Consider the following 18,017-nt stretch of genomic DNA (forward strand, 5'->3'; position numbering starts at 1 on the left):
AAAAATAATACTTATCCCATTTTAAAGAAATCTTCTATTTTTACCTGCTTATTCTTATCATTTTCAAATAAATTATCTATCCCTTCTTTAATTAATTCCAATCTCTGTTTTATGTAATCACTTGCGTTGTATTTTTCAGCCATTTTCTGAGAAACCTCCATATATTTTTCCACAGCTCCCTTTGAAACTGTTAATATCAATTTACTACCACATTTTGGACATGTTCCTTTTAATGGTATTCTTCTGAATTTTGCACCACATTTACATCTTACCCCCTGCCTTGAAAATGCTCTTAAATTTCCAATTAAATCAGGGACGAAATGAGATTGAATTACCTTTTCAGCAACGTCTCTTTCATCAGTTGCCCTTATTTTTTTCGCAACAGCCAATTGAGCCTCTGTTTTTTCAAGCATGGAACCTAATGTTTTATATGCACAAACTAATGGTCCAACATCAACACTTGAAGTTTCATGGGTATATCCAATACCTTCATATTGGGATGGCGTGCCCAACCTATCCTCAACGGTTTCTATTAGCTGTTTAACCTCCTTAGGAGATGGCATTTCAAGTGTTTTTTCGTAGAATTCCAATGGATACTCCCAAACTGTATCCATGTTATGAACTTCTCCATCAACTTCTTTTGGGTCAAGAAGTGTGGTTAATACAAGAGGTGCATCCATTTGCCCCCCTCTTTTATCTGGCAAAAATCGTTTGGAGAAGTTTAGAAATGCGTCTAAAAGCAAGAATATACCGTCTTCGTCCCCATCACATTGGTATGTTTGAATATTTGAATTTATAACTATATTGTGATACTTCTTTGCATTTAGCGAATATACAAATTCATCCTCTGCCTTAACGATGGTTTTATTTCTAACTCTCACTATCCATCCATAACTGCAATCATTGGAATATATTGTTCGTCGGTGTTTATGGAGTTCATACACATTCTGCTTTTTAGAAGATGTAAATCCAATTTCCTTAAAGAACATATGATAAAATATTGAAGTTATATTTAATGCATAAATCTTTGATATAGGAGCTCTTGTCCCTCTATTGTCATGATATTTTTTTACAATTCCATTTCTTTCATTTGCATTTTTATCAACTGTAATGTATGTTCTAATTCCATACTTTGCATTTAATAGAGTATCAACATCGAATAGCAATTCCTTATTTACACTATATACGCTTACTCTTGGCGTAGTTTTTAATGCTGTTCCATCCCCTGTGAAGTATGTTGAAAGCATCAATTTAACCTTTTCCTTTGGAAGTTTGAATATAAATGAAGGCACTCTTTTATTGTGTGCATTTGTTCCTGTCTTCAATATCTCAGTGAATAGCAAATATATTATTCTTGAACCAACGGTTATTTTTCCGTCTTTTTCATATATTCCAAACCCATCTCCAAATGCCTCATTTAATGCATCTTTAAGGTCTTTATTTACTTCCTCATCGTAATTTGAGAAGTTTATTTGATAAACGCTATTGGTCTTTCTTATGTAGCCCTCTGCTAAATAATAGCCAATTATTTTTAATAACGGTTCGATTTTAATAATTCTTTTTATATTTACCTTGTCCCGTCTTACTGCAATAAATACATCCTTTGGAATATCAGATATATCTAATTCTGCATTTTTTAATATTTTTAACAGTAAATTCAATGGTATTGTGTCTTGTTTTATATATTTGGTGATATTTTTAATCAGTTTTCCTTTTCCCTTTTCATCCCTTTCTTTTAAACAGTCCTTTGGAATATTATTTTTTATCCAATCAGCTATTCCTCTAATTCTTATGAGCTCCCATATATGTTTATATTCTTCCTTTGAGAGCTCCGCCAACAAATCAATATATTCGATATCCTCTTCCTCAAAATCCAATTTTGGAATTAACATTAAGTCGTTTTCTTCAATATCCATTGCATTCTTTTTTATAAATTTATCCTCTTTTTCATCATATATCATTACTGGATGGTCTGGCGTGGTTTCAAAACTTCTTCCTGTGTCGAGCTCTATATTTATAAGATGATTTGGAGATGGTATTTTTAAAACTTCCTCAATATCCGTTAAAACCATTTTTTTATTTAATGTGTCGAAGGAATAAACCTTAATATTTAGATTATTTTTTGGTTTATTTTTAATATATGCCATATTTTCATAATACTCATTGTCATATAAATTGTAGAGCTCCTCAATTGTAATTCTTTTTACTTCCCCATTGATATTTACCAATATACTTGTATTTGGTGGGAAGCAGTTTCTTCTCTTTGATGCGTGGAAATATGGGTGAGCATATCCAACATTTGCCTTACAATATCCAATAATTCTACCTACCATTCCCGCAGAAGTGTGCGGAGCCATTCCTATTACTAAATGTCCTATTAAGTCCTCTTTATTCTTTACATTGTAAAATCTGTCTGTTTTATAGAATTTTTCAAGTAAATCATCAATAAACTTCGTTGCATTTACAAAATACTCTGCACAAGAATTTGGAATGATTACATCCTGCACTTTTAATTCTATCACTTGATTTTCATCAGTTATAGGATTACCGTATATATCTTTATCATATCCTAATTCCTTCAATTTTTCAATGGAAACATTTATTTCACAAGGTTTAAAATGAGTAATAGGCACATCTGTGCAGTCAAACCTAAGGGTTCCATCCTTAAACACAAATACATCATTCATTGCCCTTAATATACCCTTTTCAAGTGGTTCAACTATTTTATCCTTTGAAGTCATACCTTTAATGCACTTTACATCGCCCGGTTTATTTATTTTTAGATTTTCTAATGCCTTATACCAATAATCCTTTAACGGGAGCTCTATCCTATTGGGTCCCGATAATTCCACATGAGCTCCACAAAATGGACATTTGTTATATAAACTTATTTTTCCACATTTTGGGCATTTTCCAGAATATACCTCTACTGTATCAGTTTTTCCTTCCTCTACTGCTTTATTTATTAATCTAACAACGTTACCTGCATTTCCTATTGGGAAAAGACCATTTACTGGCGGCTTCATTTTTCTTGCAGCAGCTTTTTCAGGTCGCCCCATACGAGCTCCCACATAAACATAGGCATTTCTTTTAATCTCAAATGGTGATAGTAAATTTATAAAGTGCATGGCATTTTTTGATTTATTATATATTTCCGTTATATCCTTTATTAAATCTTGATTTTTTTCAACATCGTATCCTAATGAGTATAACAACGGATAATATTCATCTATTGATATATATTTATTGATATTATTATTTTCTTCCTTATTCAATACATTATGACAGCATCCTATTAACTCCAAAACTCTCTTTGCCTTTGTATTTTCCTCATACTTTGGATTGTATGGGATTAACCATGCGTCATTTTCTTCATCATAGTATCCATTCAATAGATAGTGTCTAAGCAACAATATGTCTTCCTTTGATACATCATGCCAGTAGTAAGTATATCTTGGATGTAGTGGCGTTTCAGTTTCTATTGCAAATTTTACAGCTTCTTTATGGCTTGGATTATTTATAAATTCCTTTTTATAACATATATTCTTTGAAATTAGTATTTTTTCATACCACTCCTCGCACCAACTGCTTGGAAGTATTGAGTGGTTGTTTTCAAGGAAATCTCCAAAATTAACTAAAATATCTCCTAAGAATAGTATCTCTTCCACAGAGTCCCTATATTCCAATGCCTTTTCAATTGTGTCTATTTTTATTACATTTCCATTTTTTAATTTCACAATAGGCGGTTCTATGCTATCTACTGGGACAACACATGTTGCCTTTCCCGGTCTTTCAGTTTTTAACTGAGTTCCAATAGCCATAAAGTCATCTACCAAATACATAAGTGCAGGATGGAATCCATCCGTTGCAAATCCTGTATTTCTGCTTCTCCCATACCTTAATCTAAACCCCCCTGCTTTTGAAGGATGGGCAAAAACTGGTCTTCCCGCAATTACTTCCCCTATAAACTTTGTAATTGCTTCGATTTCAACATCGTCGTATAATTTACTATATTCTTCAAATTCTTCATCATCCACTTCATTGACTTCATCGTCTAAGTTTTCCTTTTCGTTTTCATTTCCTTTTTCATCTTTTTTGCCCTTTAACTCCTTTAACCAATCCCATCCTTCAATTCCAAGTTTATCAACGTGCCTTAAAATTTTTGGAGCTTTTAAAAGCACACCTTCAACAAGTGCAAGGAGAGCTCCCCCTCTTATCTGATTAGTTTCTACTCTATCTAAATCCCTATGTCCGCTGACTTCAACATCGTCTGTGGCTTCCCCTGTAATTTCTATTGATATATTTTTTACTGCTGTTCTTATTTCCTCAGCTTTTGGAGAATACTGAAAGCTACCTACTTCTGATTGATATAAATCAACCTCTTCTACATATCTTTCTATTTCATCATCATTAGGTAAATATCTATTTAATCCCATGTTTTTTCGGACATAATCACCAACAAGAACGGCTAGTGCCTGAGCTGTCCCTCCTGCACTTCTAATTGGTCCTGCAAAATATATTGCTAAATACTCACTTCCATCCTTGTTCTTTTTTATTTTAACATGGGCAATACCTTCAAGGGGAGCTGCCACAATTCCTTCTGTGATTATTGCTAAGGCTGTTCTTACAGCCTGTTCCGCCAGTTCTTCCCTATTTCCACTGTTTCCAAATTTTCCCTCAACTATTTCTTTTGCAATCTCCAATGCAGCAGGTTCTTTACCGAGCTCAGAAACTAACTCCCTAATTCTCTCAGACACTCCTTTTGGACCTACAAGCCCTTCAACTCTATCTGCCATATCCTTCGCAAGTGGAATTTCTACAAAATCAGATACATCATATCCTTTTTTTCTACACTCTTCCGCAATATTGTAAATTTCCTTAACATTCTCTAAAATATTTTTAAAATAAGATTCCATATTCTTAGAGGAGCTCACATGAAACATATCTTCACCATATTATAAAATTGTAGATTTAGTAAAATAATATGTCCATCAAATATAAATATTAAAGTAAGTATTAAGTATATCTAAATATATAAATATATATTTGTAAAAAATATGGGCATGAGGACTATAGCCCGCCTTCTGTAATTTCGGCGACATTCAGCTAAGCGCTAAATGCTTGCACCCGTGCAGAATGGCCTCGTTTCACCGGCTCCTTGAAACTCCTCAATTTTCATATCATAGTCATCTGTTTCAAGGCCGTGTCGTTTCTATACACCATTCAATCCTTCTCAGGATATTATGCACATAATGGGTGGGCGGAGCTTCCTCCTAAATGGGAGTCGCCAGTCCTCTTGCCCATAGTTAATATATTGTAAAATTACATTACACTCGAAAACTCGAAACTATATTGGATAAAAAAATGGCTAACGGCGTCACCCTGTTCCCACCGAAAGGCAGTACTTAGGGTATCGCTGGAGGGCTTAATTTCCGAGATCGGAACGGGATCGGATGTGGCACCTCCGCTATGACCGTTATGCCAGAAAAAATAAAGCGGGCATAAGCCCCTATATCTTTAAGTGTCCAAGTATCCCAAATATCCCTCGGGCGGTTAGTACTAGCGAACTAAACACCTCGGGCGAACCCTTGGTGCTTACATCCCTAGCCTATCAAACCCGTCTTCTACGGGAGCCCTCGTCCCCGAAGGGACTGGCTGCCTGTTTTCAGGATGGGTTTCGGGCTTAGATGCTTTCAGCCCTTATCCCTTGGTGCGTGGCTGCTCGGCAATGCCCTGTCGGACAACCGATAGACTAGAGGCACCGGCGGTTCGTTCCTCTCGTACTAGAACCACCTTTCCCTCAGGCAGCCAACACCTCCAGCAGATAGCAACCAACCTGTCTCACGACGGTCTAAACCCAGCTCATGATCCCCTTTAATGGGCGAACAGCCCCACCCTTGGATCCTGCTGCAGATCCAGGATGGGAAAAACCGACATCGAGGTAGCAAGCCGCGGGGTCGATATGGGCTCTTGCCCGCGACAACTCTGTTATCCCCGGGGTAGCTTTTCTGTCATCCCTGGCCCCCATCGGTAAGGCACAGGGGTTCGTTAGGCCCGGCTTTCGCCTCTTGGTTGCGTATTTTGGGCAACCAAGTCAGGCCGGCTTTTGCCCTTACACTCAACAGCGGAGTCCTGACCCGCCTGAGCCGACCTTTGGGCCCTCCTGATGCATTTTTAGGAGGGTACCGCCCCAGCCAAACTGCCCACCTACCGGTGTCCCCCTACTTGGGGTGAGGGACATGGTCATGGGAGGGTGGTGTCCCATGGTTGCCTCCACCTCCCCTGGCGAGGAGGTTTCGACGGCTCCCACCTACACTGTACACCCACAACCATGCCCCAACGGCAGGCTGCAGTAAAGCTCCACGGGGTCTTCGCTTCCCACTGGAGGTCTCCGGCCTTTGCACCGGAATGGTAGGTTCACCGGATTCCAGTCGGGGACAGTGGAGGTCTCGTTACGCCATTCATGCAGGTCGGAACTTACCCGACAAGGAATTTCGCTACCTTAAGAGGGTTATAGTTACCCCCGCCGTTTACTGGCGCTTCGCCCGGTTGTACCCGGGGTTCACGTACCAGCACTGGGCAGGCGTCGGCCTTAGTACACATCTTTTCAGACTAGCTAAGACCTATGTTTGTATTAAACAGTCGGACCTCCCTGGTCACTGCGACCAGCAACCCCACATATAAGTAAGGTCGCTGGCACCCCTTCTCCCGAAGTTACGGGGCCATTTTGCCGACTTCCCTCGACTGGATTCATCCGATACGCCTTAGGATACTCACCTAGGGGCACCTGTGTCGGTTCTGGGTACGGTCATCTAAAATCCATGCCAGTTCCCTTTTCACGGGCTCCAGAGCTCAGCCAAACCATCCTAACGGACAGCTCATCGTGCTTTCATCCGGTTCTCGTTATTACAACTCTCCCCGGACTTATACACTTGACTACCCAGACAAAGGTAGTTGGCCTACCCTGAAGCGTCAGAAACTGGCCTTGCGTTGCCGCGTGTATTTAGATGGCACAGGAATATTAACCTGTTTCCCTTTCCTTCCAAAGGAGTTACCTCGGAAGTTAGGACCGGCTTACCCACAGCTGACGAACATTGCTGTGGAACCCTTGCCCCTTCGGCGGTGGGGATTCTCACCCCACTTATGCTGTTACTACTACCGGGATCTTCATTTCTACGAGGTCCACCTGACTTCACAGCCAAGCTTCTGCCCTCGCAGAACGCCCCCCTACCGGATCACCTTTCGGTGCCCTCAGGTCTCGGTGGCCGATTTAGCCCCGTCCATTTTCGGGGCCCCTGACCTCGACAGGTGAGCTGTTACGCACTCTTTTAAGGATGGCTGCTTCTAAGCCAACCTCCCTGCTGTCTTAGGCCAAGGACGCCCTTCGTGTTCACACTTAACCGGCACTTAGGGACCTTAACCTGAGTCGCGGCTATTCCCGTCTCGGACATACAGCTTACCCGTATGCCCTTACTCAGAGGCTGCGGCGACGACAGGTTCGGAGTTTGACAGAATGGCGAGGGCTTTCGCCCCCTAACCACCCTATCAGTGCTCTACCCTGCCGTCTACCTAACCTCCGGCTAACCTTAGGGTTACTTCGGGGGGAACCAGCTATCTCCGGGCTCGATTGGCCTTTCACCCCTAGACCGAGGTCAGAAGAGTGCTTCGAACGGCAACACCTCTGCAGGCCTCCATCCCTCTGATGAGGGACTTCACCTTGCCCCGGCCTAGATCGCCCGGTTTCGGGTCGTATGGCTGTGACTCCGGGCCCTTAAGACCCCGTCCCTCGGCAAAGCCTGCGGACTTGTCGGTTTCCCTACGCCTCCGACCTTTAAGGTCTTAGGCTCGCCACAACCATACACTCCCCGGCCCGTTTTTCGAAACGGACGGCACAACCCTGGACTCTGCTCCTCGTACTACCCTTTTGCAAGGGGTTCCTTCGGAACAGTTGCCTTTGGGGCCATGCCATACTATCCCTATCTGGTTTCAGGCTCTTTTCACACCCGATTAAGGGTGCTTTTCAGCTTTCCCTCACGGTACTAGTACGCTATCGGTCTTGGAACGTATTTAGGGTTGGAAGTCGATGCCTCCCAAATTCCCGCGCGATATCCAACGCACGGTACTCAGGGACACCTCAAACCCAGGTTGGTTATACCTACGGGACTTTCACCCTCTATGGTGTGCCGTTCCAGGCAACTTCGGCATCCCTTCCTGAGTTTTGAAGAGGGCCCTACAACACCACATCTCCCTTGCGGGATTCAGTTTGCCCTGTTCCGCGTTCAGTCGCCCCTACTAACGGAATCCCTATTGGTTTCTTTTCCTGCGGGTACTAAGATGCTTCAATCCCCCGCGTTCCCGATCCTTACGGACCGCCCAAAAGGGCAGGAAGTCCCATTCGGAAATCCCATGTTCCACGGCTGTATGCGCCTCGCATGGGCTTATCGCAGCTTACCACGTCCTTCATCGGCGTTCCAAGCCAAGCCATCCCCCAGATAGGATAATGGATATATGGGATACTTGGATATCACCAGATATAGGGGCTTATGCACAACCATCATCTTAAATCAGGTTTCAGTTCATAACCCGTGAGGATTATGAACCTCGTTATGGACCCGGCGGGATTTGAACCCACGGCCTCCGCCTTGCAAGGGCGGCGCTCTCCCAACTGAGCTACGGGCCCAATCCTCAGCCCGCAACCATTTAGTGCTTAGTAACGACCTTTTTTTCTTAGGAGGTGATCCAGCCGCAGGTTCCCCTACGGCTACCTTGTTACGACTTCACCCCCCTTGCTGAGCCCAGGTTCGACCCTAGCCAAAGGCTAGGGCCTCACCTCAACCCAACTCGGGTGGTGTGACGGGCGGTGTGTGCAAGGAGCAGGGACACATTCACCGCAGTATGTTGAACTGCGATTACTACGGATTCCAGCTTCACGTGGGCGAGTTACAGCCCACGATCCGAACTACGATTGGGTTTAGGAGATTTGCTTCCCCTTTCAGGGTCGCATCCCATTGTCCCAACCATTGTAGCCCGCGTGTAGCCCAGGGGATTCGGGGCATGCGGACCTATCGTTGCCCGCTCCTTCCTCTGGTTTAACACCAGCGGTCCCCTATGAGTGCCTTCTCCCCGGAGGAAGAAGTCGCAACATAGGGCACGGGTCTCGCTCGTTACCTGACTTAACAGGACGCCTCGCGGTACGAGCTGACGATGGCCATGCACCACCTCTCAGCGCTTCAGGTAAGGTCGTCAACCTGACCGTCATCATGCTGTCGCCCCTGGTGAGATGCCCGGCGTTGAATCCAATTAAACCGCAGGCTCCACCCGTTGTGGTGCTCCCCCGCCAATTCCTTTAAGTTTCAGTCTTGCGACCGTACTCCCCAGGCGGCGGACTTAATGGCTTCCCTTCGGCACCACCTGGGCCCAAGGCCCAGGTGACACCTAGTCCGCAGAGTTTACGGCCAGGACTACCCGGGTATCTAATCCGGTTCGCGCCCCTGGCTTTCGTCCCTCACCGTCGGACCCGTTCCAGACGAGTGCCTTCGCCATAGGTGGTCCTCCAGGGATCAACGCATTTCACCGCTACCCCTGGAGTACCCTCGTCCTCTCCCGGTCCCAAGTCCAGCAGTATCCCTGCCAGCCCTACGGTTAAGCCGTAGGATTTAAACAGGGACTTACTGGACCGGCTACGGACGCTTTAGGCCCAATAAGAGTGGCCACCACTCGGGCCGCCGGTGTTACCGCGGCTGCTGGCACCGGACTTGCCCAGCCCTTATTCCCCAAGCTGTTTACACTTGGGAAAAGCCTATGCTGTGCATAGGCACTTGGGGTCCCCCCATCGCACTTTCGTGCATTGTGGAGGTTTCGCGCCTGCTGCGCCCCGTAGGGCCTGGGGCCGTGTCTCAGTCCCCATCTCCGGGCTTCCTCTCTCAAGGCCCGTACCGATCGTAGGCTTGGTGGGCCATTACCCCACCAACTACCTAATCGGACGCAGCCCCATCCTCAGGCGGATGTCCTTTCAGGGAAGGATCATTCCAGACCTCTTCCCCTATGGGGTATTATCCTCAGTTTCCCAAGGTTATCCCCCACCTGAGGGTAGGTTAGCCACGTGTTACTGAGCCGTCCGCCATGGACCGAAGTCCATAGACTCGCATGGCTTAGTCGAACCCCAATAGCAGTGGCCTCCGGCGGGATCAACCGGAATTATTTGCTAAGCATAGCTTAGCAAATACTCTTTGGAGTCGGTCAAAAAGTTTTTGGAATTGACTCGGTCGTTACTAAGTATCACTTGGTTGCGGGCTTACATCAAACCTGAGCTCCTTTTCTCTCAGGCTATCATTGACTGCATAATATGATGGTGGTTTGGATGATGTATTGTTTTTAGGTTTGGAACAATATTATATATATGCAAAAATAATCCTTCAAAAAATTAACAATAACAATAAAAAAATAAAAAAATCACTTATTCTTTACAATCTTTTCCAGATTATCAAGTTGTTCCGTAGTTCCAAACGCATAAAGCACATCATTAGAGGAGATTATAATATTGGGCGGTGGATTTGTTATCAACTCGTTGTCTTTTTTAATACCTATTATAGTAGCTCCACTTTCCTGCCTTATTCTCGTTTCAGATAAACTCTTACCTGCCAGTCGAGAGCCTTCTTCAATCTTTATCTTTCTTATCTCTAAATCTTCATCATATTCATATTTAGCTATGGACATAAAAGTAGATACAAAATCAAGTATATCTGGCTTTAATGCAAGTTCCGCCATCCTTAAACCCCCTATAACATAAGGAGAAACTACCCTATCTGCCCCTGCAATTAAGAGCTTGTCCATGGCCACTCTTTCATCGGCTTTTGCAATAATATAAAGATTTGGATTAAGTCTTTTTGCAGATAAGGTGATATATACATTATCAGAGTCTCTTGAAACTGTTGAAATCAGGCCTTTTGCTTCTTTTATCCTTGCCTTTAATAATGTATCATCAAGGGTGGCATCACCCACAATATAATTAAAATTCGGATTATCTTCGAGCTCATTTTCCAAAAGTTCCGCATTATTATCTATGACAACATATTTTGCTCCAGATTTTTCAAGTTTATCTGCAACAACTTTTCCACTTCTACCATATCCGCAGATAATATAATGATTTTTTAAATATTTTATTCTTTTATCCATGTTTCTCATCTGATTTGTTTTTTTAAAATAACCGCCTATAAAAAATTCAGCAATATTTCCCAAGGCATACAATCCTATGCCGACGCCAAATAATATATACATGGCTGAAATGAGTTTCCCCAGTTCTGTCTTTGGCACATAATCTCCATAACCTACTGTTGAAATAGTGACTATTGAAAAATACAGTGCATCCAATGGCCTTAATCCTTCTATATTCATCATAACTATTGAATAGATTACAATCGCAACTCCCATTACACCTATACTTAGTTTTATCCTATCTATAACTTCCATCTTACCACATATAATACATATAAATCCAAATACATCTATGAAAATATAAATAATAATGATGTATAAATTAATTACTACCAACTATAAATTAATAAATATAATCAACATAAAATATGAAGATGATATTTATGGACATAGGCATAATTGATATAAAAGGTTCATTACCCTGTTTTGAAAGTTTTGGGGGCCTACCTACAAAAATAATAGACGAAAACAACACTTCAGAAATTAAAGACTTAAACATGCTGATTATACCCGGTGGGAGTTTAGTTGAAAGCGGTTCATTGAACGAAAAATTAAAAAAACATATAATAGAATTTGATGGAATAATACTTGGAATATGTAGTGGATTTCAAATATTATCTGAAAAAATAGATATTGGTAGAAAAAGTCCAGTTCCCATTGTTAAAGAAGGTTTGGGATTGTTGAATGTTGAATTTTCACCACTTATTTGCACAGACGAAGTTAATTTTGAATTAAAAAATGACACTATTTTTGGAAAAAGCAATGATGCTGGAATGGGATTTCATTGCCACACATACGGCAATATAAAAATAACCAACAAAAAAACAAAACAACTATGTATTTCAAAAATTAAAAAATTAAACTACAAAATGGTTGGAGATGTAGATATCATATCCGGTGTTTATCATAAAAATATCTTTGGAACAATGGTGCATGGATTTTTAGATAACGAAAATATAAAAGAAAACTTGCTTAATTCGTTAAATATCGACGAAAATGAACGAGAGTTGATATTTAAAAAAAATAAGGACATAACTCAAAAATTAAAATCTAAATCTATAATAAACACCAATACTAATATGGTAAATAGTAAGGTTAATATTAATAATAGGAGCTCCCCTTCAAAACATTCAAAAGAAACTAATGAAAAAAAAGGATTGATTCTTCTAGCAACTGGCTCCGAAAGTGGAAAAACTTTTCTAACAACATGTATAGTATCAAAATTGGATAAAAAAACATTTGTAGCAAAAATAGGTCCCGATGTGAGAGATATTGTTCCATCACTTTATATTTTAAGAGAACCTATGTCAAAATACAGCAGTATAAAAATCGCAGATAGGGGCTGGTGTGATGTTGATGATTTTTTAAAATTTGTTAAAAATTCAGATTATACATATTATATTATCGAAGGAGTGATGGGTGCATTTACAGGAGCATTGAACAAAAAAAATTATAGTGGAGCCGAAATATCGAAAATATTGGGATTCCCTGTATATATTGTATCATCATGCAGTAAAAGCGGTATTGAAGGAGCATTTGTGGAAAGTTTTGGATATTATTCATTATTAAAAGAGATGGGAGTTAATGTTAAAGGAATAATATTAAATAAAATTTATAACTTTGAAGTATTTGAGAAGGTTAAAAAAATAGGAGATGAAATTGGATTACATATAATAGGAGTTGGAAAAGCAAAAATGGATAAAAGAGGTCTGATGCCAGAGGTTGAGATAGATTATGAAAACTTCTGTAAAAATGCCATGGATTTGGATATAAAGCTCGAAATTCCGAAAATTGAAATAGATAATAATAACGATAACAATGCAAAATTAGAGGAAAACCTTTGCATTTCATCACCCTCCGCTCCGCTCCAAGAAGATAAAGATTTTGAATATTATTTAAAAAAATGGATTAATAATCATTATTTTTAAGAATTATAACTTATAACTATCAAGGGATAGTATGGATGAAAAAAAGATAGAGCAGTTAAAACCATATATTACCAACTATATAAGAAACTTCCACAGTGATGACATTATATCAGAAAAGGAAAGGGTAGTAATAGACTTGGAGAAATTATATAATTATGGAATAGTGGATTTTATAGAATATATTTATGAAAATCCATACGATGGATTAAAGATTTTAGAAGATGCATACGTGGAAGCATACTACGCACTAAAAAATGAAAATCCAAACTGCTCCATCACAATAAAAAACATACCCGAAGTATTCAAAAAATACAACAACAAAACATTAACAATTAAGGATATTAAAAGCAGTACATTGGGAAAACTTATAGAATTTGAAGGAATTATTGTATTAGCAACTAAAATAAAATCAATATTAAAAAAAGCAGTATATGTATGCAATAATTGTGGAAATAGGGTTGTTGTAAATATCGATAATCCCTATGAATATAATCCAGAGTCTAAATCATGCACCAATGAAAAATGTAATGGAATATTACAGATAGTAGAAAACGAATCGGAGTATATTGACTTCCAGGAATTAAAAGTTCAACAACCGCTGGATTTAATGGATGACCCAGAGGAACCTCCAAAATATATATCTGTATTTTTAGAAAATTCGCCGGGCATATTCTGCGGAAGGGTAAAAATAATAGGAATACCCATCAAATACCAAAGTAGTAAAAAACTACCAATATATGACATATACATAAGAGGGCTAAATTGCGAAATAATAGAAAATAAATTAGAAAGTGAGCTCACCGAAGATGACATTGAAAAAATAGAAAAAGTTGCCAAACACCCAAAAGTGCTGGATATATTATCAAATGAACTCATCCCAGAAATAAAAGGATATGAAACTATAAAGAAGGCGATATTTTTACAGCAGATAAAAGGAGTTAAAAAAGGGAATAAAAGAGCCGACAGCCACATACTTTTAATTACCGACCCGGGGATTGGAAAAAGTGTTATGCTCAGAAAAATAGCGGAGCTCCCGGGAAACCTATATGGTTCTGTAACCACGGCATCAGGAGTTGGTTTAACCGCAGCAGTTGTTAGGGAAAAAACTGAAATTGGGGATGATACGTGGGTTATAAAACCAGGTTTGTTGGTTAAAGCAAACAAGGGGACCGCATGTATTGACGAGCTAACTGTTAATAAGGACCTTCAAAGTTTTGTTTTAGAGGCTATGGAAAGCCAAACAATTCACATTAATAAAGGGGGTATAAATACAAAGCTTCCAGCAGAGTGTGCAATTCTTGCTGCATGCAACCCAAGATGGGGAAAATTTGACCCCAATGTTTCAATACCTGAACAGATAAACATACCTGCCCCTATGTTAAGTAGATTTGATATAATATTTCCAATAAAGGATGAAGTAGATAGGGCAAAGGACAAAGACATAGCAAAACATATTATCAATATCCATAGAAAATATTTGAAGAAGGACGAAGGAGACATAAAAGTCGATAAAGAGACTAAAATTAATGGTGTTGAAATCGACGATGAATTTATCATAAAATATATATTATATGCTAGACAGAAAAAGCCAATTATATCAAAAAATGCAGAGGATATTTTAGTAGAATACTACACAAACATGAGGAAGAGCTCTATACAAATAACCGCAAGGCAGCTTGAAGCTGCGATTCGACTTGCTGAAGCTCATGCAAAGGTGAAATTAAAGGATGTTGTGGAAGAAGAGGATGCAGAAGAGGCAATAAATATAATAATGGAATCACTAAAAGAGATAGCCTATGATCCAGAAACTGGTATGATTGATATAGGGAAGATTACGGGAGAATCAAACAAGGATAAAAATAAAATGAAGGAGATATACACAATTATTAAAAAACTCTCAGAAAAGAACAACGAGGGATTGGTGTTATTCGAAGATATATTGGAAGAAACTAAAAAGAAGGGAATGGATGAAGAAGAAACCGAGAACATCATTAAAAAATTATTAAAGAGGGGGGACATCGACGAACCAAGGAATGGAAAATACCGAATTATATAATATCAAAAACCTTCAACATTATCAGCTTCATCGAATATAATGGGCATATTATAATTAAATCCATTCGATAAAAAAATATTAATGTAAAAAGAATACTTGTGATACAATGAACATAATATATCAGACCGCATCAGATTTTTTAACAAATGATATATGGGTCATGCCAACAGATAGGAAAAATATACTTGAATTAGATGAAAGCGGAGAAATTAAAATATTTAACAATATTCCAGTTTTAAGGGTGCTTGCAACACCCTCTTTAAAAAAAACAATTAGTAGGTTAGTTTATACCATAAAAGATAAAATGGTTTTATTTAAAAATAAAGACGAAAATATTAATTTAAATATATTTAAATACTTGGACAAAATGTACTTCAAAACCCCAAATAAAAATTATTATAGGACAAAAAAAGCATGGTATAGATTCATTGGCGATTTATTTGAAGACATCAACAATTGGAATTTTAAAAAGGTCATTACTAAAACCATAATACTACTTAAAATATTAAAGCCCGTGTTAGTATTTGATGTCCATAATGTTTCAAAATGGAACCATATAGAAGGTTTTAAAAAATTTATAAACACACTTCATAAACATAACATCAGCATCGTAATAAGATGCCCAGTTGAATCCATAAACCACATAAAAAAAACATTTGAAAACTCAAAAATAAACAATATTGCCGTGATGAAGTACTATGGAAAACTAAAAGGATATAATATCTCAACAAAAGTAGCAGAATATTTATTAAAAATATCCAATGGGAATATAAACATACTAAAATTAATATTGCCGCATTCAAAACGGGATTTAAAGACATTGCGAGATTTAAAAATACCATGGTTAAAAATAATTCCATTGATTGTTCCAAAAAAATATAAACGCATAATGGAAATAGTATGCAGCATGAAAAAATTCAGCATAAGTAATATTGAAAAATACATCAATTTAAAAATACCTACAATATATGCATATTTAAGTGATTTAGTTGATATGAAACTGCTAAAAAAGAGAAGAATTGGAAGAAATTTAATATACAAATTAAACCTAAATAAAGATGAGTTATTCTATTTTATTAACAATATACCTTATAAAGACTTACATTACAGTGTTTTTTTAGACTCTCAGTCAATACATAATGGATTTCGGCTTTTCGGATAGTATGATATTTTATTGAATAACACATAATCATGGTTTTTTATTATCAAATATGTTTTGTGTATGGTTATGACACACTTCTATTTTTACCATAAGGTTTTAAAATAATACTATACGAAATGAGAATATAAATGATTTTCTTAAAAGTGTTTCGGGTTTTCGAACTTCATGTATGTATAGGAAATAAAAATGTATGTCCAAAAACAAAAAAATAAAATTATTCCAGACGTTTTATATTGTATTATTTTTTTGCACTTAATATGTATATAATCAAAAAAAAATGAATTATACATTATAATATTACATATAACATTACATTATACATATAACTAAATAAATAAAACAAAATATAAATAAAATCAGATTAAAAAACCGTATATTATGTATTAAATTTATATACTAATGTTTAAGTAAAATATAAGCATTTTCCATTGAATAATTTTCTACGAATAATTGAAAATCATAATTTTTTTGGAGATTTTCCAGGGCCATACATACATCATGCTCGAAAACCCGAATTACTATTATTTTTGATTTTCATAATACTTTTTCAGATAGTTAATATGCCTACAATCCGAGGATTGACATGCTACACACCACCAGGTGCCTGTTTTTGATTTAAAAACCGTTGATATCTCCTCTCCATTTTCATCATAGAATTTAAATGAGATTCCACCAAATTCATCGGTGAATTTCCTTATTTCAAAACCTATTCTATTTACTGGATAATACTTGGTTCTAAATTTCTTTTTCGATAGACTTTCGAAAAGACCCGAAAAACTAAGGTCAAATATTTCAGGGCATACTCTCTTTAAAATTGCAATTCCTTTTGTAGTTAATGAGTATAATACTTTATGACCGTTTCTATCTCTTTTTGTTAAGTTTAAAGCAGTGCAAAGCCTTAAAAATTGTGATGGAATGCCCTTAGAGATTTTTAGGTTTTCGGTTATTTGCTGGGGATAGGCTGTGCCACGAATCAACACATAATGTAAAATTAATTTCCTTATTGGAGTAGATACTGTTTTATTTATGATATAATCCATCATACCACCATTTTTTTATAAATTACGTATTTATAATTGATAATTTGTAATTTAATAAATTGTTTAGTTGTATTTAGTATAATTTATCCTTAGATTCATTTCATGATTTTTTCACATTGTGATTTACTATCAAATTCCATACTATATATAATTTTTTGTCAAAGAATATATTTATAATTCAGTTTTTATCGGATGTTCTTATTTTTTACGGGTAGTGGTTTTGCTATTTTTTATTTAGTTAGATATATTATGTGTAATATTATTTAGCATTATTGATTCATAGTTTTTTTTATTATATATGTTATATTCACATTTTTAATTTTCATATATATACTAAAAATTCAATTAAAAAAAACTTTATAATTATAGTGATAGTTTATATATTTTTTAAATTTTTATTAAAGTTATTTTTATAGCATTTTTGAGAATGTATTTCAAAGGTTTTTCAATTTTATCATTAGATTCACATTTTAATTTATTTTAAATATTTTATTCATATTTTATTTAAATTAATGATTAGAGTTAAATAATCTTATAAATAAATGTATAAATTAATGAATATATACAATAACAAGTAATTTCGAGGTTTCTGGGTTTTCGAATAGATGATGGTTCAA

The 18,017-nt window shown here is 37.6% G+C and carries 6 protein-coding genes, 1 tRNA gene, 3 rRNA genes and 1 other RNA gene; 3 read left to right on the forward strand and 8 right to left on the reverse strand.

All coding sequences use genetic code 11. The features are described from left to right. Positions 1-11 precede the first annotated feature (11 nt). The 7 genes from Mjas_RS03360 to Mjas_RS03390 form a co-directional block, all read right to left on the reverse strand. Positions 12-4,943: a DNA-directed DNA polymerase II large subunit gene (locus tag Mjas_RS03360; protein ID WP_421078364.1), complete on the reverse strand. Its 4,932-nt coding sequence runs from the start codon at positions 4,941-4,943 to the stop codon at positions 12-14. 118 nt (positions 4,944-5,061) lie between these two features. Next, positions 5,062-5,300: RNase P RNA component (gene rnpB, locus Mjas_RS03365), an RNA gene on the reverse strand. 66 nt (positions 5,301-5,366) lie between these two features. Further along, positions 5,367-5,481, reverse strand: a 5S ribosomal RNA gene (rrf, locus tag Mjas_RS03370). Between the two features lie 52 nt (positions 5,482-5,533). Next, positions 5,534-8,513, reverse strand: a 23S ribosomal RNA gene (locus Mjas_RS03375). A gap of 94 nt (positions 8,514-8,607) precedes the next feature. After that, positions 8,608-8,680 (reverse strand) — tRNA-Ala (locus tag Mjas_RS03380). A gap of 49 nt (positions 8,681-8,729) precedes the next feature. After that, positions 8,730-10,198: ribosomal RNA gene (locus Mjas_RS03385) — 16S ribosomal RNA — on the reverse strand. The 16S, 23S and 5S rRNA genes sit together here with 1 tRNA gene alongside, the layout of an rRNA operon. A gap of 254 nt (positions 10,199-10,452) precedes the next feature. Further along, positions 10,453-11,469 carry a potassium channel family protein gene (locus Mjas_RS03390; protein ID WP_421078365.1) on the reverse strand — a complete coding sequence of 339 codons (1,017 nt, stop codon included), beginning with the start codon at positions 11,467-11,469 and terminating at the stop codon, positions 10,453-10,455. Positions 11,470-11,597: 128 nt separating this feature from the next. Here Mjas_RS03390 and Mjas_RS03395 point away from each other — a divergent pair, with 128 nt between their 5' ends. The 3 genes from Mjas_RS03395 (at position 11,598) to Mjas_RS03405 (ending at position 16,360) form a co-directional block, all read left to right on the forward strand. Further along, positions 11,598-13,142, forward strand: coding sequence for a cobyrinic acid a,c-diamide synthase (locus tag Mjas_RS03395; RefSeq protein ID WP_421078366.1), 1,545 nt, complete (start codon positions 11,598-11,600; stop codon positions 13,140-13,142). A gap of 31 nt (positions 13,143-13,173) precedes the next feature. Further along, entirely contained in the window at positions 13,174-15,198 is a 2,025-nt protein-coding gene (locus Mjas_RS03400; RefSeq protein WP_421078367.1) for an ATP-binding protein, read from the forward strand. 106 nt (positions 15,199-15,304) lie between these two features. Continuing rightward, on the forward strand, positions 15,305-16,360 hold the full coding sequence (locus Mjas_RS03405) for a transcriptional regulator (protein ID WP_421078368.1): 1,056 nt from the start codon (positions 15,305-15,307) through the stop codon (positions 16,358-16,360). A 521-nt stretch (positions 16,361-16,881) separates the two neighbouring features. On the opposite strand, the gene Mjas_RS03410 is transcribed toward Mjas_RS03405, so the two are convergent. Then, a complete protein-coding gene (locus tag Mjas_RS03410; RefSeq protein WP_421078369.1) occupies positions 16,882-17,400 on the reverse strand; it encodes a MarR family transcriptional regulator in 519 nt (172 codons plus the stop codon). Between the last annotated feature and the right edge of the window lie 617 nt (positions 17,401-18,017).

The sequence above is a fragment of the Methanothermococcus jasoni genome, assembly GCF_049075655.1.
Lineage (GTDB): Archaea > AGJL01 > Methanococci > Methanococcales > Methanococcaceae > Methanofervidicoccus.